General features: G+C 61.6%; 18 protein-coding genes. 10 read left to right on the top strand and 8 right to left on the bottom strand.

All coding sequences use genetic code 11. From position 1 onward, the window contains the following. The first annotated feature begins 107 nt into the window (after positions 1–107). From F2S13_RS03130 to F2S13_RS03135, 3 genes are all read left to right on the top strand, one after another. Entirely contained in the window at positions 108–572 is a 465-nt protein-coding gene (locus F2S13_RS03130) for a TlpA disulfide reductase family protein (protein WP_166358965.1), read from the top strand. Positions 573–674: 102 nt separating this feature from the next. Then, positions 675–977, top strand: a complete 303-nt coding sequence (locus F2S13_RS29320; RefSeq protein ID WP_246237713.1) for a transposase — start codon at positions 675–677, stop codon at positions 975–977. Next, the gene (locus F2S13_RS03135) at positions 974–1810 is read left to right on the top strand and encodes an IS3 family transposase (protein WP_246237715.1); all 837 of its coding nucleotides are present in this window, start codon (positions 974–976) and stop codon (positions 1808–1810) included. The genes F2S13_RS29320 and F2S13_RS03135 overlap by 4 nt, the downstream gene beginning before the upstream one ends. Positions 1811–1928: 118 nt before the next feature. Here the strand turns inward: F2S13_RS03135 and F2S13_RS03140 are convergent, their stop codons facing one another. The 4 genes from F2S13_RS03140 to F2S13_RS03155 form a co-directional block, all read right to left on the bottom strand. Next, positions 1929–2351 (bottom strand): META domain-containing protein, encoded by a 423-nt coding sequence (locus F2S13_RS03140; protein WP_166358967.1) that lies wholly within the window; start codon positions 2349–2351, stop codon positions 1929–1931. Further along, positions 2330–2767 (bottom strand): hypothetical protein, encoded by a 438-nt coding sequence (locus tag F2S13_RS03145; protein ID WP_166358969.1) that lies wholly within the window; start codon positions 2765–2767, stop codon positions 2330–2332. The genes F2S13_RS03140 and F2S13_RS03145 overlap by 22 nt, the downstream gene beginning before the upstream one ends. 42 nt (positions 2768–2809) lie before the next feature. Then, on the bottom strand, positions 2810–3799 hold the full coding sequence (locus F2S13_RS03150) for a 2-hydroxyacid dehydrogenase (protein ID WP_166358971.1): 990 nt from the start codon (positions 3797–3799) through the stop codon (positions 2810–2812). Positions 3800–3864: 65 nt separating this feature from the next. After that, positions 3865–6618, bottom strand: coding sequence for a response regulator (locus F2S13_RS03155; RefSeq protein WP_166358973.1), 2754 nt, complete (start codon positions 6616–6618; stop codon positions 3865–3867). Positions 6619–6806: 188 nt separating this feature from the next. Here F2S13_RS03155 and F2S13_RS03160 point away from each other — a divergent pair, with 188 nt between their 5' ends. The 7 genes from F2S13_RS03160 (at position 6807) to F2S13_RS03190 (ending at position 15091) form a co-directional block, all read left to right on the top strand. Continuing rightward, a complete protein-coding gene (locus tag F2S13_RS03160; RefSeq protein WP_166358975.1) occupies positions 6807–7526 on the top strand; it encodes a response regulator transcription factor in 720 nt (239 codons plus the stop codon). 1 nt (position 7527) lies between these two features. After that, positions 7528–8892, top strand: a complete 1365-nt coding sequence (locus tag F2S13_RS03165) for a histidine kinase sensor domain-containing protein (protein ID WP_343047105.1) — start codon at positions 7528–7530, stop codon at positions 8890–8892. A gap of 104 nt (positions 8893–8996) precedes the next feature. Next, complete coding sequence (gene cysM / locus F2S13_RS03170) at positions 8997–9899, top strand: cysteine synthase CysM (RefSeq protein WP_166358977.1); 903 nt, start codon at positions 8997–8999, stop codon at positions 9897–9899. Then, positions 9899–11251, top strand: coding sequence for a 23S rRNA (uracil(1939)-C(5))-methyltransferase RlmD (gene rlmD, locus F2S13_RS03175; protein ID WP_166358979.1), 1353 nt, complete (start codon positions 9899–9901; stop codon positions 11249–11251). Before cysM ends, rlmD begins: the two co-directional genes overlap by 1 nt. A gap of 114 nt (positions 11252–11365) precedes the next feature. Continuing rightward, positions 11366–13609 (top strand): GTP diphosphokinase, encoded by a 2244-nt coding sequence (relA, locus tag F2S13_RS03180; RefSeq protein WP_166358981.1) that lies wholly within the window; start codon positions 11366–11368, stop codon positions 13607–13609. A gap of 83 nt (positions 13610–13692) precedes the next feature. Next, positions 13693–14526 (top strand): nucleoside triphosphate pyrophosphohydrolase, encoded by an 834-nt coding sequence (mazG, locus tag F2S13_RS03185; protein ID WP_166358983.1) that lies wholly within the window; start codon positions 13693–13695, stop codon positions 14524–14526. A gap of 25 nt (positions 14527–14551) precedes the next feature. Beyond that, positions 14552–15091: a DUF2058 domain-containing protein gene (locus tag F2S13_RS03190; RefSeq protein WP_166358985.1), complete on the top strand. Its 540-nt coding sequence runs from the start codon at positions 14552–14554 to the stop codon at positions 15089–15091. Positions 15092–15221: 130 nt separating this feature from the next. Here the strand turns inward: F2S13_RS03190 and F2S13_RS03195 are convergent, their stop codons facing one another. The 4 genes from F2S13_RS03195 to purM form a co-directional block, all read right to left on the bottom strand. Further along, positions 15222–15404 carry a hypothetical protein gene (locus F2S13_RS03195; RefSeq protein WP_166358987.1) on the bottom strand — a complete coding sequence of 61 codons (183 nt, stop codon included), beginning with the start codon at positions 15402–15404 and terminating at the stop codon, positions 15222–15224. A 175-nt stretch (positions 15405–15579) separates the two neighbouring features. Continuing rightward, entirely contained in the window at positions 15580–16293 is a 714-nt protein-coding gene (locus tag F2S13_RS03200) for a DUF3108 domain-containing protein (protein ID WP_166358989.1), read from the bottom strand. Between the two features lie 8 nt (positions 16294–16301). Next, positions 16302–16952 (bottom strand): phosphoribosylglycinamide formyltransferase, encoded by a 651-nt coding sequence (purN, locus tag F2S13_RS03205; RefSeq protein WP_166358991.1) that lies wholly within the window; start codon positions 16950–16952, stop codon positions 16302–16304. After that, positions 16952–18010, bottom strand: coding sequence for a phosphoribosylformylglycinamidine cyclo-ligase (gene purM / locus F2S13_RS03210; protein ID WP_166358993.1), 1059 nt, complete (start codon positions 18008–18010; stop codon positions 16952–16954). Before purM ends, purN begins: the two co-directional genes overlap by 1 nt. Positions 18011–18142: the final 132 nt, after the last annotated feature.

Below are 18142 nucleotides of genomic sequence, written 5' to 3' on the forward strand. Positions count from 1 at the left end.
GTAAGGTGGCGGCTATTCTAACCGTGCTGGGGCCGTGTCTGAACCGTACGAAGTCATTGCTCGCAGCAAAATTGCATTTTGCTTGAACCCATCAGAAGGATTGACCCATGACAAGGCGTTTCGCGGCAGCAATGGCTATCACTGCGAGCCTGCTGCTCGGCGGTTGTGGCGCAGATTACGGACTCGACCAGCACGGACGGACGGTTTCAGCCGAGCGCCTGGACAATCACTGGGTCGTGGTCAACTACTGGGCTGAGTGGTGTGGGCCGTGTCGCACGGAGATCCCAGAGCTCAACGCCTTCGCCAAACAGTGGGAAGGGAAGGGGGTGACGGTCGTCGGGGTCAATTTCGACGCCTTGCAGGGCGAAGAGCTGAAAAAGGCCAGCGAGACCCTGGGCATCGGTTTCACGGTATTGGCCGAAGACCCGGCCGAGCGGTTGGAACTGCCGCATAACGAGGCGTTGCCGGTGACTTATATCATCGATGACAAGGGCAAGCTGCGTGAGCAGTTGGTCGGGGAGCAGACAGCGGCGGGGTTGTCGGCGAAGCTTGTGGCGTTGAAGGGGGCTTAGGCAGATCCGAGGGCCTCATCGCTGGCAAGCTGAACTGGCCTAATGTTTTTGGACACCTCAATCGGGCGCTATGATGGCGCCCAAATACGAGGTGTTTTGGGTATGCGTAACTCTTATTCAAATGAATTCAAGCTCAAGGCGGTAGCCATGGTGCTGGACGAGGGGCAGTCGGTTCCCGAGGTCTGCGCCAGCTTGAGTATCGGTCCTACCGCGTTACGCCGTTGGGTTGAACAGGTTCGCCAAGAACGCTTGGGCTCGCCCCCGGTGGCAGCAAAAGCAATCACCCCGGAGCAAAGGGAGATCCAGGAACTCAAGGCCCTGCTCAAGCAAAAAGACCGGGACATCGAAATCCTAAAAAAGGCCAGTGCTCTCCTGCTTTTGGACTCCAAAGATCATTCTCGTTGATCAGTGAGCTGGGCGAGCAATACGGCGTTAACGATTGTTGTCGTGCGCTTGGGGTCAACCGCAGTAGCTATTACGCCTGGCGTCAGCGCCAAGGCAAGGTGAGCCCAGAGCGAGAGGCGCTCAAGGCTGTGCTGGTCAAACACCATAAGGAGTCCCGTGGGGCTGCTGGGGCGCGCATGCTTTCCAAAGAGCTTCAGGAAAATGGACATCGCGTAGGGCGGCATATGGCCCGCAGCTTGATGAGAGAAGCCGGCATTGCCAGTCGCCAGCGCCGACGTCATAAATACAAGTCTTCTGGTGTGGAGTCGCTGGTGGCGCCGCACCTGCTCAAGCGCAAGTTTGAAGTGACGGCGATCAACGAGGTTTGGTGTGGCGACGTGACGTACATCAAGGTCGGTAGGCGCTGGATGTATTTCGCCGCCGTGCTGGATCTGTTCGCCCGCCGGATCGTGGGCTGGTCGTTTTCGATGATTTCGGATGCCACGTTGACCTGTGAGGCCCTGCGGATGGCATCTGAGCTACGAGGTCGGCCCAAGGGCGTATTGTTTCACTCTGACCAGGGATGCCAGTACACCAGCCACAAGTTCAGGAATGAGTTGTTGGCCCAGGGCTGCAGACAGAGCATGAGTCGTAAAGGCGAGTGCTGGGACAATGCTCCGATGGAGCGTTTCTTTGGAAGCCTCAAATCAGAATGGGTGCCTGAAGACGGCTATAGCTCAGAGCAAGAAGCCCGGGCGGATGTGCAGCGTTTCGTGATTCGCTACAACAACACCAGGCTCCACAGCTACAACGACTATAAGTCGCCGGTAGCTGCAGAGAAACTGGCAGCATGAAAACCTAAACTGGTGTCCAAAACTACTTGACCAGTTCAAGCCAGCTCCCACAGAGGTATGTGATCAGACACAAATCCCTGTGGGAGCGGGCTTGCCCGCGATGAGGCCGGCCCTGCAATCATCCTTCCTCAGGCCAAAACCGCAAAGGCTTGCCCTGATCCGGCCAGAACCGCACCTGCTCGATAGGCGACACGTCCCAGCGTTGCACGGTTTCCAGCGCCTTGAGGAACCGCTGCTCCTGTTCCATCAAGGCCGGCACGCAGAGTTTGCGGGTGCTGCCGACCTTGCCGAAGGTCAGGGTATTGCCCTGCAGCGTGTACGACGCAAACCAGTGGTTGCAGCCGGCATTGCCGTAGGCGCGGCCGTCATCGGCCAGGGTCAGGGTCAGATGGCTGTAGTCCATCAGCGGACGTTCGCCGATCCACTCCAGCACATAGGTGCGTTCCTGCTCCAGTTTCATCGGTTGCTCGGCGCAGCCCAGCAAGGTGCTGCCCAGCAGACCGATCAACAGCGTACGTTTCACGGGCGATTCTCCCGGCATTTCGGGCACTGGTGTTTCTCACCCGCGGTGGTCCAGCCCAGCTCGGCAATGCGCGCGACGGCTGCAGGCTTTTGTGCCTTGGTGCCGAGTTTGGCATCCACGGCGAACTCAAAGTCCAGTTCGGCCTTGCAGCTGTCGCAATTGACCTGCCACTGATGGATCGCCAGCTCGGCGAAGACCGGGCCGCGAGCGACCGCGACCCATTGGCCGGGTGGATTGATCAGGTGACGGACCTTTTCCACGGTCAGGCGCATGGACAGGGTTTTGCTGCCCTTGAGGGTGACCAGCAGAACGTCGTCATTATGAATCGAGCCGCCGTTGCCGGTAACTTGATAGCGTCCCGGCGCCAGGGCGCGGCATTCGATCAGGGTGTGATGGGGGTTGAGCAGGCTGTAGCGAAAATCGTGTTCGACCATGGGTCCTCCAAATCTGCGCAATATGCTATCACGCTCGTCTGTTCAACCCTCGACCAGATTCTGCGGTTTACCTACCGCCCAGCGGGCAATATTGTCCAGGGTGGTGCTGGCGATGGCGCCGAGGGCTTCTTGAGTCAGAAACGCCTGGTGGGCGGTGACGATGACGTTCGGGAATGTCAGCAGCCGGGCGAGCACATCGTCTTGCAGTGGCAGGTCGGAGCGGTCTTCGAAAAACAGCTGTGCCTCTTCTTCATAGACATCCAGGCCCAGATAGCCCAGTTGCCCGTTCTTGAGCGCGTCGATGAGCGCCGGGGTGTCCACGAGCGCGCCACGTCCGGTGTTGATCAGCATGGCGCCGGGTTGCATGTGGGCCAGCGAGTCGCGATTGATCAGGTGCTTGCTCTCGGCCGTCAACGGGCAGTGCAGGCTGATGATCTGCGCCTGTTCGAGCAGTTCCGGCAGGCTCAGGTAGCGGGCACCCAGGGCTTCGACCTGCGGGTTGGGCAAGGGATCGTAGGCCAGTAGCCGGCAACCGAAGCCAGCCATGATCCTGGCGAACGTCGCGCCGATCTGGCCGGTACCGACCACGCCGACCGTTTTGTCGACCAGATCGAAGCCGGTCAGGCCGTGCAGGGTGAAATCGCCCTCGCGGGTGCGGTTGTAGGCGCGGTGCAGGCGGCGGTTGAGGGCCAGGATCAAGGCAACCGCATGTTCGGCCACGGCATGGGGCGAATAGGCCGGCACCCGCACCACGCTCAGGCCCAGACGCTTGGCGACGGCCAGGTCGACATGGTTGTAGCCGGCCGAGCGCAGCGCGATCAGCCGGGTACCGCCGGCGGCCAGGCGCTCGAGTACCGGCGCGCTCAGGTCATCATTGATAAAGGCACAGACCACGTCGTATTGCTCGGCCAGGGCGGCGGTGTCCAGGCTCAGGCGCGCATTCTGGAAGTGCAGTTCAATACCCGTCGGCGGGTTCGCTGCGAGGAAACTGTCTCGATCGTACTGCTGGCTGCTGAAGAGGATGGTTCGCATGGCGGCTTCCTTATTCAAGTCCAATGCAGTTTAGCGAGGGCAAGGGATTGCACCCTTGCCCTGGATCAGGCGCCGACGCGGGCCTGTGCTGCCAGACGAACAATGGCCTGGTCCAGATCGTCGAGGGCGGCATGGGCGTGCGGGTCATCCTGCTTGAGCAGGGTTTCACTGCGCTGGCAGGCCGCTCGCAGCTGTGGCACGCCGCAATAGCGGGTGGCGCCATGCAGGCGATGAACCCGTTCGATGGTTGCGGTCCGGTCGTGGGCCTCGCGTGCCGCACGGATGGCTTCACGGTCAGCGTCCAGCGAGGCCAGCAACATGGCCAGCATGTCGGTGGCAAGGTCGGGTTTGCCGGCGGCCAGGCGCAGGCCTTCTTCCGGGTCCAGTACCAGCAACTCGCTGTGCAACGGCTGCGCTTCGCCGGCGCGTTCGTTGCGTTGGCTGCGCAGGATCAGGCCGGTCCATTTCAATACGACCTGGGCCAGCTGCCGCTCACTGATGGGCTTGGTCAGGTAGTCATCCATGCCGCTCTGCAGCAGGGCACGCTTTTCGTTGGCCATGGCGTGGGCGGTCAATGCCACGATCGGCAGCGCCGTTCCTGGCTGGCTGCTTTCCCAGAGGCGGATCCTTTCGGTGGTTTCGCGGCCATCCATGCCGGGCATCTGCACATCCATCAGCACCAGGTCGAACGTATCGTTCTGCACGGCCTTGATGGCACTGTAGCCACTGTCCACGGCCAGCACCCTGGCGCCCATGTCTTCGAGCAGGGTCTGTACCAGCAGCAGGTTGGCCGGATTGTCGTCGACACAAAGCACATGTGGGGGGCGGTTGGGGGGGATTTCGCTGCCCTGGTTGGCGACACGCTTGGGGTTGATCAGTTCGAGCAGGCTGCGCCGCAGTCTGCGCGTGCAGGCGGGTTTGGCCTGCAGTTGGCTGTGGGCATTCGGGACGCTGGGGTGGAAGAGGTTCAGTTCCGAGGTCGGACACAGCACCAACACCCGGCAGCCAATCTGTTCCAGTCCATGGATATGCTGGCCGAGGCGTTCGGGCGATATGCCGTAGACCGTGACGCCGAGCACTGCCAGGTCGATCGGGCTGCCGGCTTCATGCGCCGCAGCGACGGCCTTGTACAATTGATCGATGGAAGAAAAGGCGCTGACTTCCAGGCCGCAATCTTCGAGCTGGTGTTGCAGTGCCTGACAGGCCAGCTCATGCCCATCGACGATGGCGATGCGGCGGCCCAGCAGGGGCAGGGCGGGAAGGTCCTCATCATCGTCGCGGGCCTTGGGCAGGCTCAGGCTGATCCAGAATTGCGAGCCTTCGCCCGGCGTGCTGTCGACGCCGATTTCACCGCCCATCTGCTCGATCAATCGCTTGGAGATCACCAGGCCCAGGCCAGTGCCTCCCGGTTGCCGGGACAAGGAATTGTCAGCCTGGCTGAAAGCCTGGAACAGCGCCCGGACATCCTGGGTGGAGAGGCCGATGCCGGTGTCCTGCACGCTGATGCGCAGTTGTACGCTGTCTTCGTTCTCGTCTTCGAGCATGGCCCGGGCGACGATGGTGCCTTCGCGGGTGAACTTGATTGCATTGCTGACCAGGTTGGTCAGGATCTGCTTGAGCCGCAGCGGGTCGCCGATCAGCGACAGCGGCGTGTCCCGGTAGACCAGGCTGACCAGCTCCAACTGCTTGGCATGGGCAGCAGGGGCGAGGATGGTCAGGGTGTCCTGCAACAGGTCGCGCAGGTTGAAGGGAATGCTGTCGAGCACCAGCTTGCCGGCTTCGATCTTGGAGAAGTCGAGAATCTCGTTGATGATGCCCAGCAGGCTGTCGGCGGATTTTTCGATGGTGCCCAGGTAATCGAGTTGGCGCGGCGTCAGTTCACCTTTCTGCAGCAGATGGGTGAAGCCGAGGATGCCATTGAGCGGAGTGCGGATCTCGTGGCTCATGTTGGCCAGGAATTCCGACTTGATGCGGCTGGCCTCCAGGGCCTCTTTGCGCGCCAGGTCCAGTTCGATGTTCTGGATCTCGATGGTTTCCAGGTTCTGGCGTACGTCTTCGGTGGCCTGATCGATGCTGTGTTGCAATTCTTCCTGGGCGTTCTGCAGGGTGCCGGCCATGCGGTTGATGCCGGCGGCCAGTTCATCGAGCTCAGGGCTGCCGAGCGAGGGCAGGCGTTTTTCCAGATTGCCGTCCTTGAGCTGGGTCACCGCTTCCTTGATCTGGCTGATCGGCCCATTGATCGAGCGGCTCATGCGCATGGCCAGCAGGGCGGTGGCGACCAGGCCGAGGCCGATCAGCAGCAGGCTGGCGAACAGACTGCGATAGCCGCGAAGCAGGGTGCCGTCGTGGGACAGTTCCAGTTCCACCCAGCCGAGCAGTCGGTCGGTTTCCTCGGGCACCGAATCGCCGTTCAGGTCACGGTGGTAGCCGAACACGGGCATCAGGTAGCGGGTGGCGTCGCTGCCACTGCGTTGCAGCAGATGCAACAGGTCGCCGGTGGGGGGCTGGTTGAGCATGCTCGGGCCGGCATGGGCCAGCCCGTTGCGATCGGGTGTCAGGAACGAGACGGCACGCACGTCTGCCTGCTCCAGGGTCTGGGCGGCGATACGTTCGAGCAGCGGAGCGTCCTTGCGCACCAGGGCAGGGGCCACCAGTGGTGCGAGCTGTTCGGCGATCATTTCGCCGCGCTGCAACAGTTGAGCGTGCAACTCCATTTGCTGAAGCCAGGTGAAGTAACCACCCAGGACCAGTGCCATCAGGCTGGCCGGCACCAAGGCGAGCACCATCACACGGCCTTTGATACCCAGTTTATTCAACACGCCACTCTCCTGCGCCGGACCGCTCTGTGCCCGGCAACTGCCAAGAATTCCCGCGAAGCGGGCCATGCCGGGAAATTACCGCGACTTGGATCCTAATGCACCTCTTGTATCGACTTTTGTCGGCTTGAGTTGCCCGCCGGTAGGCTTATCCTCAATAATCAGTGATTGAGAATTGCTAGCAGACGCCAATGACTCCCGTATACCTTAGCACTCCCAATATCCTCGCCATCGAAGACGACCCGGTGCTCGGTGCCTATGTGCACGATCAACTGGGGCGCTGCGGCTTCCAGGTCACCTGGTGCCAGGACGGCCGCGATGGGTTGGATGTGGCCCGGCGCGAGCATTTCGATGTGGTGCTGATGGATATTCTGCTACCGGGCATGAACGGCCTGGACGTGCTGGCCGGATTGCGCGAACGCAGCGCCACGCCGGTGATTCTCATGTCGGCGCTGGGCGCCGAAGCCGATCGCATCACGGGCTTTCAGCGCGGTGCCGACGACTATCTGCCCAAGCCATTCAGCATGGCCGAGCTGCAAGTGCGGATTGAGGCCATCCTGCGCCGGGTAGCACTGGAGCGGCGGCACCTGCAACCCGCGCGAGCAGAGGGGGCAGGCCTGAACTTCGATGAGCAGGCCTGCGACGTCAGTTACGAGGGGCGATGGGCCGGCCTTACCCCCAGCGAGTACCGGCTGCTGGAAACACTCAATCGAAGCAGCGAGGAGGTGTTGAGCAAACCCTTCCTTTATCAACAGGTGTTGCAACGCGGCTACGTCCAGCATGACCGCAGCCTGGACATGCATGTCAGCCAGATTCGCCGCAAGCTCAAGGCTATCGACTACCACGAGCGGCAGGTGCGTACCGTCTGGGGCAAGGGTTATGTGCTGAGCACTGCCGAGCAGGAAGCCTGAAGTGCCCGGCAAGCATTCGCTGTTCTGGAAGCTGGCCATTCTGTTGGTAGGCTTCTGCCTGCTGATGGTCTGGTTGAGCTGGTCCTGGGGCCGCTATATGGAAAAGCAGAATGCATTTCTTTCCAAAGAAGCGCGGAGCACCCTGACAGCCTATGCAGCCGAGGCCGAACGGGCCTGGATCAAGGGCCGGGAAGCTGGAGTAGACGCCTGGCTGCAGGAGACAGGGCGCCGCGAGTCGGGATGGGTCGGGGTGATCGGGCGCGACTTGCAGTCGTTGAGCAGCTACCCCCTGAGTGGGCAGGAAAGCCAGCACATGACTTTCCTGCGTGGCCTGGACTGGCCGATGAGCAAGCGCCAGCGTGGCACGCCCTGGATCAGGGTACCCTTTCCCAATGAACCCGCGCTGGGCAGCCTGGTGATCGAGCTGCCCCATCGCTTTGTGCCCGGGCGCTACACCGTGCACTGGCGGATGATCACCAATGTCATCATTCCCGGGCTGTTTACCCTGCTGTTGTGTGTGGGCCTGTACCGGATGCTGATCATGCCGCTCAATCAGCTGCGCGAACAGGCCAATGCCTGGCGCGGTGATCAGTTGGCCACGCGCATTCCACCGGCGACAACCAGTCGCCAGGATGAACTCGGTGAGCTGGGCCGGGCGTTCGATCACATGTCCGAGCGCTTGCAAAGCACGGTGGCCCTGCAACAACAACTGTTGCGCGACTTGTCCCATGAATTGCGCACGCCTTTGAGCCGGCTTCGGGTTGCCTGCGACAGTGACCTTGATGTGCAGCAGCTGCGCGAACGCCTGGGGCGGGAAGTGGATGGCATGCAGCGGCTGGTCGAAGACACCTTGCAATTGGCCTGGCTCGACACCGAGCGCGTTGCGCCGGCCAAGGAGCCCATCCAGATCCAGGCCCTGTGGGAAATGCTGGTCGAGAATGCGTGTTTCGAAACCGGTTGGCCTGTGGAACAACTGCGCTGCGACCTGGACCCATCCTGCTGGGTCTGGGGCAACCTCAATGGCCTGGCCCAGGCCCTGGAGAATATTCTGCGCAACGCCATCCGCCATTCGCCGCCCCAGGGCATCGTCAGTCTGCAGGGCCACCGCATTGGCGAAGACTGGTACCTCTGGCTCGAAGATCAGGGCGGCGGTGTTGCCGAGGCCGAGCTGGAGCGTATTTTCGATCCCTTTACCCGGCTCGATGGCTCGCGCCCGGGCGATGGTGGCTTCGGCCTGGGGCTGAGTATCGCCCGCAATGCCTTGCAAGTGCAGGGCGGCCGTCTCTGGGCGCAGAACACCCGCGAAGGCTTGCGCCTGAACATGCGCTTGCCGGTGGCGAGAATAAACAACTCGGCATTGGTTTGAGTGGCTTATAGCGTTCAGCCATAAACGCCGCACTTTGCGTGATATGGGCTCGCGACTTTTGCCGGTATGATAGACGCCCCCGCAGTCCGGATTGCGAATACGCCATGACCCTGCAGTACCCAACCATCGCCGATTGCATCGGCAACACGCCACTGGTTCGCCTGCAACGGCTGGCCGGTGACAGCAGCAACACCATCCTTCTCAAGCTCGAAGGCAACAACCCGGCAGGTTCGGTGAAGGACCGGCCGGCATTGTCGATGATCAGCCGTGCCGAAGCGCGTGGGCAGATCAAGCCGGGCGATACCCTGATCGAAGCGACCTCGGGCAACACCGGGATTGCCTTGGCCATGGCGGCGGCGATCAAGGGTTACAAGATGATCCTGATCATGCCGGACAATTCCACCGCCGAACGCAAGTCGGCGATGACCGCCTATGGCGCCGAGCTGATTCTGGTCAGCAAGGAAGAGGGCATGGAAGGCGCTCGTGACCTGGCCGAGCGGATGTTGGCGGAAGGTCGTGGCAAGGTCCTCGACCAGTTCGGCAACGTCGACAATCCCGAAGCGCATTACCTCGGTACCGGCCCGGAAATCTGGCGCCAGACCGAAGGCACCATCACCCATTTCGTCAGCTCCATGGGCACGACCGGCACCATCATGGGCGTCTCGCGCTACCTCAAGGAGCAGAACCCGGCGGTGCAGATCGTCGGCCTGCAACCGATGGAAGGCTCGGCGATTCCGGGTATCCGTCGCTGGCCCGAGGAATACCTGCCGAAGATCTTCGACGCCACGCGCGTCGACCGTGTGATGGACATGGCCCAGGCCGAAGCCGAAGACACCATGCGCCGTCTGGCCCGTGAAGAAGGCATCTTCTGCGGCGTGTCCTCCGGTGGCGCCGTGGCGGGGGCGTTGCGTCTCTCCCGTGAAGTGGAAAATGCAGTGATCGTGGCGATCATTTGCGACCGTGGCGACCGTTACCTGTCGACCGGCATTTTCGATGCGACCAACTGATGGCCAAGCGTAATACCGGCCTGCGCTTCCAGCCTGCGGGTGGAAGCCGGGCGCCGCAGATTCCTGTGGGCAAGAAGCAGCGCCTGGTCATCGAACGACTGGCCAGCGATGGACGCGGCATCGCCTTTTTCGAGGGGCGAACCTGGTTCGTCGCCGGTGCCCTTGCCGGCGAGGACGTCGAGTCGCGGGTCCTCAATGCCCATGGCAAGGTGGTCGAAGCACGCGTGGAGCGTATTTTCCAGGCCAGCAGCCTGCGCCGCCCGGCACCCTGTCCACACGCAGGTACCTGCGGTGGTTGCAGCGTGCAGCACCTGGCCCATGCCGATCAACTTGCCCTGAAACAGCGCATGCTCGCCGAGCAATTATCGCGGGTGGCCAATATCGAGCCCCAACAGTGGGCCGACCCCCTGGTTGGCCCCGAGTTTGGGTATCGCCGCCGGGCCCGGATCGCGGTGCGTTGGGATGCCAAGGCAAAGAAGCTTGAGGTGGGTTTTCGCGCCGCAGCCAGCCAGGACATCGTTGCCATCGACGATTGCATGGTCCTGGTACAACCCTTGCAGCCGATCATGCGGCAATTGCCGGGAATGTTGCGCCGCTTCAGCAAGCCCCAGGTCCTGGGGCATGTGGAGTTGTTCAGCGGTACGTCCCTGGCCGTGTTGGTGCGGCATACCGCGCCGTTGGCCGATGCTGACCGGCAAGTGCTCGAAGCGTTTTGCAGCGAACACTCAGCCCAGCTCTGGCTGCATGGCGAGGGTGAGCCGCAACCGGTGGTGGCCGAGCAGAAACTCGGTTTTGCCCTGGAACCCTGGGGGCTGGAACTGGCCTACCGTCCAGGTGACTTCGTGCAGGTAAATGCTGCCGTGAATACGGCGATGATTGCCCAGGCCCTCGACTGGCTGGCACCCACGGCCGATGAGCGAGTACTGGACCTGTTCTGCGGCCTGGGCAATTTTGCCTTGCCGCTGGCGCAACGCTCCCGTGAAGTGGTGGCGGTCGAAGGCGTGGCGACCATGGTCGAGCGGGCAGCGGCCAATGCGGCCAGCAATAATTTGCATAATGCGCAGTTTTTTCACGCCGATTTATCCCAGCCTCTGGTAGCGTCTGGCTGGGCCGCTCAGGGCTTTTCTGCGGTACTCTTGGATCCACCACGCGATGGTGCATTCGAGGTGGTACGCAAGATTTCCGCCCTGGGTGCCAAACGATTGGTGTATGTGTCCTGCAACCCGGCAACCCTGGCCCGTGATGCGCTTGAGTTGTCCAGGCAGGGGTACCGGTTAAAACGTGCCGGAATTCTCGATATGTTTCCGCAGACAGCGCATGTCGAGGCGATGGCGTTATTTGAAGCGAGCTAGGATGCTCGTTTAATCCGACTGGCGCGTGAACGCATACCCTTTGCCAGGCCAGGCAAAGGGTAAAGCCAGCAAGTGTAGGCGCAGCGAAGAAGCGCCATAGGGAAGGTAAGCAAGATGGTACAGGTGAGAGCACACCAGCCGATCAATACCGACGGCAGTATCAATCTCGATGCATGGCTCGATCATGTGGTGAGCGTCGACATGGCGCTGGACCGTGAAGCCCTCAAGACGGCTTGCGAGTTCGCCCAGCAGGTCGAGAACAAAGGCAATACGGCAAAGCATTCCTGGGCCGACGGGACCTCGAGTTTTCAGGCAGGCCTGGAAATCGCGGAGATTCTCGCCGACCTCAAACTCGATCAGGATTCCCTGGTCGCCGCAGTCATCTACCGTGCCGTGCGCGAAGGCAAGGCCACCCTGGCTGAAGTCAGCCAGCGCTTCGGTTCGGTGGTCGCCAAGCTGATCGACGGCGTGCTGCGCATGGCCGCCATCAGCGCCAGTCTGAGCCCGCGTCAATCGCTGGTGCTGGGCTCGCAGGTGCAGGTGGAAAACCTGCGCAAGATGCTCGTGGCCATGGTCGATGACGTTCGCGTCGCGCTGATCAAGCTGGCCGAACGCACCTGCGCGATTCGCGCCGTGAAGAGCGCCGATGACGAGAAGCGTCACCGGGTTGCCCGTGAAGTCTTCGATATCTACGCGCCGCTGGCGCATCGGCTGGGTATCGGCCATATCAAGTGGGAGCTGGAGGATCTGTCCTTCCGCTACCTGGAACCCGATCAGTACAAGCAGATCGCCAAGCTGTTGCATGAGCGGCGACTGGACCGCGAGCGGTTCATCAGCGAAGTCATGACCCAGCTGCAGAACGAGCTGCTGGCGACCGGGGTCAAGGCCGACATCAGCGGCCGGGCCAAACACATTTATTCGATCTGGCGCAAAATGCAGCGCAAGGGTCTGGAGTTCAGCCAGATCTACGACGTGCGTGCCGTGCGCGTGCTGGTACCGGAAATGCGCGACTGCTACACCGCGCTGGGTATCGTCCACACCCTGTGGCGGCACATCCCCAAAGAATTCGACGACTACATCGCCAACCCCAAGGAAAACGGCTATCGCTCGCTGCACACCGCGGTGATCGGTCCCGAGGGCAAGGTGCTGGAAGTGCAGATCCGTACCCATGCCATGCATGAAGAAGCGGAACTCGGGGTTTGCGCGCACTGGAAATACAAGGGCACCGACGTCAAGTCCAGCTCCAACCACTACGAAGAGAAGATCTCCTGGCTGCGTCAGGTCCTCGAGTGGCACGAAGAGCTCGGCGATATCGGTGGCCTGGCCGAACAACTGCGGGTCGATATCGAGCCCGACCGTGTCTATGTCTTCACCCCGGACGGGCACGCCATCGACTTGCCCAAGGGGGCGACACCGCTGGATTTCGCCTACCGGGTGCACACCGAGATCGGCCACAATTGCCGCGGCGCCAAGATCAACGGCCGCATCGTGCCGCTGAACTACAGCCTGCAGACTGGCGAGCAGGTCGAGATCATCACCAGCAAGCACGGCCACCCGAGCCGTGACTGGTTGAACCCCAACCTGGGCTACGTCACCACCTCGCGGGCGCGGGCCAAGATCGTGCACTGGTTCAAGCTGCAGGCGCGGGACCAGAACGTTGCCGCCGGCAAGACCCTGCTCGAGCGCGAGCTCAGCCGGTTGGGCCTGCCCCAGGTGGATTTCGAGCGCCTGGCGGAAAAGGCCAACGTCAAGACCGTCGAAGACATGTTCGCTTCCCTCGGTGCCGGCGACCTGCGCCTGGCTCATCTGGTCAACGCCGCCCAGCAACTGGTAGAGCCGGAGCGCGGCAACGAGCAACTGGAGCTGATTCCGCGCAAGGCCACAGGCTACAAGCCGGGCAAGCGTGGCGACATCCAGATCCAGGGTGTCGGCAACCTGATGACCCAGATGGCCGGCTGCTGCCAGCCGCTGCCGGGCGACGCCATCGTCGGTTACATCACCCAGGGGCGTGGCGTGAGCATTCACCGCCAGGACTGCGCCTCGGCGCTGCAACTGGCCGGGCGCGAACCGGAGCGGATCATCCAGGTCAGCTGGGGGCCGGTGCCGGTGCTGACCTATCCTGTGGACATCGTGATCCGTGCCTACGACCGTTCCGGGTTGTTGCGTGACGTTTCCCAGGTCTTGCTCAACGAGCGGATCAACGTCCTGGCGGTCAACACCCGCTCGAACAAGGAAGACAACACGGCGTTGATGTCGCTGACGATCGAGATTCCGGGGCTGGATGCATTGGGGCGGTTGCTGGGGCGTATTTCCCAACTGCCGAACATCATCGAGACCCGGCGTAATCGGACGCCTTGAGATCGCATCGCGGGCAAGCCCGCTCCCACAGGGGTGGGAGCGGGCTTGCCCGCGATGAGGCCGGTAAGTCAAGAGGACAACAGATGTACAAACTCGAAGACCTGCTCCACCTGATGTCCTGCCTGCGCGACCCGCAATTCGGTTGCCCATGGGACCTCAAACAAACCTACGCCAGCATCGTTCCCCACACCCTGGAGGAGGCCTATGAGGTCGCCGATGCCATTGAGCGCGGTGATTTCGACCACCTGCAGGGCGAGTTGGGCGATCTGTTGTTCCAGGTGGTGTACTACAGCCAGCTTGCACTGGAAGAAGGCCGTTTTGAGTTTGCCGGAGTGGTCGACAGCATCACGCGCAAGTTGATCCGCCGTCACCCGCATGTTTTCCCCACCGGTGAGCTCTACGCTCCGGCCGACACGCCACCTCTGGATGAGGCCCAGGTCAAGCAACGCTGGGAAGAAATCAAGGCCGAGGAGCGGGCGCTGAAAGCTGCAGGACCCGAACAGCTATCGCTGCTCGATGATGTACCGGTGGCACTGCCTGCCTTGTCCCGTGCGGCCAAGTTGCAAAAGCGTACGGCCCAGGTCGGGTTCGACTGGCCGGATGCCTTGCCGGTGCTGGACAAGGTGCGCGAAGAGCTCGATGAAGTGCTCGAAGCCATGGCCGATAACGACGCCCAGGCGATCGACGAAGAAATTGGCGACTTGCTGTTCGTGGTGGTCAATCTGGCCCGCCACCTGAAGGTCGACCCGGAAACCGCGCTGCGTGGTGCCAATGCCAAATTCGAAAGACGCTTCCGTTTTATCGAACAGGCATTGCGCGACACCCAGCGTCCCATAGAAGATTGCACCCTTGAAGATTTGGACGCTCTATGGGGCGAAGCCAAACGCCAGGAAAAGAATCTGCCCAGCTGTGGCTGAGCCGTTGCATAAGTGAGTGAGCACCATGAGCCTTTCCCTACGTGACCAATTGCTGAAAGCCGGTCTGGTCAACCAAAAGCAGGTCAAGCAGGTCAGCAAAGAGAAGCAGAAGCAGAAGCGCCTTGAACACAAGGGCCAGATCGAAGTCGATGACTCCCAACAGCGGGCCGCCCAGGAGGCCATGGCCGAAAAGGCCAAACGCGATCAGGAGCTCAATCGCCAGCAGCAGGAAAAGGCCGAGCAGAAAGCACGGGTCGCTCAGATCAAGCAATTGATCGAGGTGTCGCGCCTGCCCAAGCTGAGTACCGAGGACTACTACAACTTCGTCGACGACAAGAAGGTCAAGCGCCTGTCGGTCAACAGCCTGATGCGCAGCAAGCTCAGTAGCGGCTCGCTGGCGATCGTGCACCACGGCGGTGGCTACGAAGTCATTCCCCGTGAAGCGGCGCTGAAGATCCAGGAACGCGATCCACGTCGCATCGTCCTGCTCAACACCCAGGTCGAAGCACCGGACGCGGACGATCCGTATGCGGCTTATCAGATCCCTGATGATCTGATGTGGTAACTCCATAGATCCACACCTCGTTCCCACGCTCCGCGTGGGAACGCTCCCCTGCGACGCTCCGCGTCGCGGACGCTGGAGCGTCTGGCACTGCATTCCCACGCAGAGCGTGGGAACGAGGGGCATGCAGGCGCTATTCTTGTTGGCGCCGGTTCTCCAGGCTTTCCAATTCGGCCTTGTAGCTGTGGGCATCGCTCTCGTTGTGGAACATGCCCACCAGCAGGTCCTGTTGATGTACATCCCAGATCCGTACACCGGCGGCCAGGCCTTCATGGGAGATGTGTGATTCGTCGCGTTCAGTTACTTTGACAGTCATCTGTAAGCTCCAATCTTTGAACTGCAGCAAGGCGTGTGCAGGTGTCCTTTATAAGATTGGATAGCTTGCTAAGTAAATGCCTGGCCCATGAAACATGTTTCATCAAGGGTGTCGGGTTGCTGTGAAACGCAAAAAAAGCCCCGCTCGATGCGGGGCTCTTCTGTAGGGATTCGACTTAGCTGCCTTTCACAGCCTTGCCATCGACCGTACCGTCCAGGAGCATGATGTTGTACTCCTTGCCGTCGGTCTCGACCTGTTGCAGGCGCACCAGCAGGTAATCCCAGTCCTTGGCGAACCAGAGCACAGTGACGCGCTTGCTCTGGGTGGGGTCGCGCACGCGTTCGACCTTGGTGGCCTCGACCTTGCCCGCCTTGGTTTCGACGGTTTCGGTGCCCAGTACGCGGAAGTCGTAGGTATCGACTTCGTCGCCATCGACGACCTGGTAGCTCATGCTCTTCTTGCCGGCGGCCACGTCATGTTGCAGAGCCAGCTGGTAAGTCGACTTGTCGAGGATGCCACGGTTGAGTGGCAGCTTGACCGGGTCGCCACGGTCGGTGCCGGTGATCATTTTGCTCGACCAGTCGAAATCCAGGTCGACTTTCTTGGCCTTGCCCAGGCCGCTGCGTTCGAAGTTGTAGGTCTTTGGCAGCAGCATGTCCTTGTCGACGGTCAGGGTGCTGACTTCGGACAGGCCGGCGATCATCATCGAGGCCTTGAAGGTCAAGGTCCAGACGCCGCTACCGGTTTCCTTCAGGCTGCGTTCAGCAGTGCCGCTCATGGGCAGCTGCTTCCAGTCGGCAGTGTAGCTGGCGGAGAACGGCTTCAGATCCGCCGCGTGTACGGCGGGCAGTGCGAGCAAAGCGACAGCGAAAAGCAGGGCGCGGCGCATAAAATCTCCTAGGGTCGAATCAAGTAGCCTGTGGCTGCCAGAGGCTCGCCATCCAATAGTGCACCTTGATCGCCGAGGCTCAAGCGGCCTTCGGCGAACCAGCGAACAGCCAGCGGGTAAATCCTGTGTTCCTGGGTATGAACCCGCTGTGCCAGCGTCTCTGGTGTGTCGTCCAACTCTACCGGTATTACAGCTTGTACGACCAGTGGTCCGCCATCGAGTTCCTCAGTGACGAAGTGCACGCTGCAGCCGTGTTCGCGTTCACCGGCTTCGAGCGCCCGTTGATGGGTGTGCAAGCCTTTGTATTTTGGCAGCAGGGAAGGGTGGATGTTCAGCAGACGGCCCTGATAGTGACGTACGAAATCGGCACTCAGGATGCGCATGAACCCCGCCAGTACGACCAGCCTGGGATTGAAACCGTCGATCAGTTCCATCAGGGCGGCATCGAAGGCCTCGCGGCCCTCGAAACCCTTGTGATCGAGCACCCGTGCCTCGATACCTGCGGCGGCGGCGCGCTGCAGGCCGTAGGCATCGGCGCGGTTGGAGATCACCGCGCCGATGCGGGCCGGGTTGTCCCCGGCCTGGATGTTGTCGATCAGCGCCTGCAGGTTGCTGCCGGTGCCCGACAATAAAACGACTACGTCACAGGTTGCGGGCATCAGTGCGCCTTGAGGTTTTTCAGTTCGACCTGGGCAGCACCTTCGGCAGCAACGCCGATCTGGCCGATGACCCATGGCTGTTCGCCGGCAGCGCGCAGGACGTTCAGGGCGTTGTCGACCTGATCCTGGGCCACGCAGATGACCATGCCAACGCCACAGTTCAGCACGCGGTGCATTTCGGTTTCATCGACGTTGCCTTTTTCTTGCAGCCAGTCGAAGACCGCCGGGCGCTGCCAGCTGGCCACGTCGACCACGGCCTGGGCGCCTTTTGGCAGCACGCGCGGGATGTTGTCGAGCAGGCCGCCGCCGGTGATGTGGGCCATGGCCTTGACCGCGCCGGTGTCCTTGATCAGCTTGAGCAGCGGCTTGACGTAGATGCGGGTCGGGGCCATCAGCAGATCGGTCAGCGGCTTGCCGTCGACCTGGGTGTTTTCGATATCGGCACCGGACACTTCGATGATCTTGCGGATCAGCGAGTAACCGTTGGAGTGCGGGCCGGACGACGGCAGGGCGATCAGCGCGTCGCCGGTAGCAACCCTGGAACCGTCGATGATCTCGGCCTTTTCCACCACGCCGACGCAGAAGCCGGCCAGGTCGTAGTCTTCGCCTTCGTACATGCCAGGCATTTCAGCGGTTTCACCGCCGACCAGCGAGCAGCCTGCCAGTTCGCAGCCAGCACCGATGCCGGTGACCACGGTGGCGGCGACGTCGACGTTCAGCTTGCCGGTGGCATAGTAGTCAAGGAAGAACAGTGGTTCGGCGCCGCAGACCACCAGGTCGTTGACGCACATGGCGACCAGGTCCTGGCCGATGCTGTCGTGCTTGTTCAGGTTCAGCGCCAGGCGCAGCTTGGTGCCGACGCCGTCGGTGCCCGAGACCAGAACCGGCTGTTTGTAGCCGGCCGGGATCTCGCAGAGGGCGCCAAAACCGCCCAGGCCGCCCATGACTTCCGGGCGCGCAGTGCGCTTGGCCACGCCTTTGATGCGTTCGACCAATGCTTCACCGGCGTCGATGTCTACACCGGCGTCCTTGTAGCTCAGGGAGGGTTGCTTGCTCATGATCCAGGCCTTTAGGGGGGATTCGTGGAATCGACCGTGACCTGTCAGGGGATGCGGAACAGCCTTCTGTTCCTGCTGCCTGACCGTCGCCGGTCTGCGAAGGCGCGCGATTTTATCAGGGTTGCCCGGTAG

The organism is Pseudomonas akapageensis (assembly GCF_011355085.1).
GTDB lineage: Bacteria > Pseudomonadota > Gammaproteobacteria > Pseudomonadales > Pseudomonadaceae > Aquipseudomonas > Aquipseudomonas akapageensis.

Excerpts from the sequence above, each read along its gene's own strand:
- F2S13_RS03130 (WP_166358965.1), top strand. The coding sequence starts at position 108 with ATGACAAGGCGTTTCGCGGCAGCAATGGCTATCACTGCGAGCCTGCTG.
- F2S13_RS29320 (WP_246237713.1), top strand. The coding sequence starts at position 675 with ATGCGTAACTCTTATTCAAATGAATTCAAGCTCAAGGCGGTAGCCATG.
- F2S13_RS03140 (WP_166358967.1), bottom strand. The coding sequence starts at position 2,351 with ATGCCGGGAGAATCGCCCGTGAAACGTACGCTGTTGATCGGTCTGCTG.
- F2S13_RS03145 (WP_166358969.1), bottom strand. The coding sequence starts at position 2,767 with ATGGTCGAACACGATTTTCGCTACAGCCTGCTCAACCCCCATCACACC.
- F2S13_RS03150 (WP_166358971.1), bottom strand. The coding sequence starts at position 3,799 with ATGCGAACCATCCTCTTCAGCAGCCAGCAGTACGATCGAGACAGTTTC.
- F2S13_RS03160 (WP_166358975.1), top strand. The coding sequence starts at position 6,807 with ATGACTCCCGTATACCTTAGCACTCCCAATATCCTCGCCATCGAAGAC.
- cysM (WP_166358977.1), top strand. The coding sequence starts at position 8,997 with ATGACCCTGCAGTACCCAACCATCGCCGATTGCATCGGCAACACGCCA.
- rlmD (WP_166358979.1), top strand. The coding sequence starts at position 9,899 with ATGGCCAAGCGTAATACCGGCCTGCGCTTCCAGCCTGCGGGTGGAAGC.
- relA (WP_166358981.1), top strand. The coding sequence starts at position 11,366 with ATGGTACAGGTGAGAGCACACCAGCCGATCAATACCGACGGCAGTATC.
- mazG (WP_166358983.1), top strand. The coding sequence starts at position 13,693 with ATGTACAAACTCGAAGACCTGCTCCACCTGATGTCCTGCCTGCGCGAC.
- F2S13_RS03190 (WP_166358985.1), top strand. The coding sequence starts at position 14,552 with ATGAGCCTTTCCCTACGTGACCAATTGCTGAAAGCCGGTCTGGTCAAC.
- F2S13_RS03195 (WP_166358987.1), bottom strand. The coding sequence starts at position 15,404 with ATGACTGTCAAAGTAACTGAACGCGACGAATCACACATCTCCCATGAA.
- F2S13_RS03200 (WP_166358989.1), bottom strand. The coding sequence starts at position 16,293 with ATGCGCCGCGCCCTGCTTTTCGCTGTCGCTTTGCTCGCACTGCCCGCC.
- purN (WP_166358991.1), bottom strand. The coding sequence starts at position 16,952 with ATGCCCGCAACCTGTGACGTAGTCGTTTTATTGTCGGGCACCGGCAGC.
- purM (WP_166358993.1), bottom strand. The coding sequence starts at position 18,010 with ATGAGCAAGCAACCCTCCCTGAGCTACAAGGACGCCGGTGTAGACATC.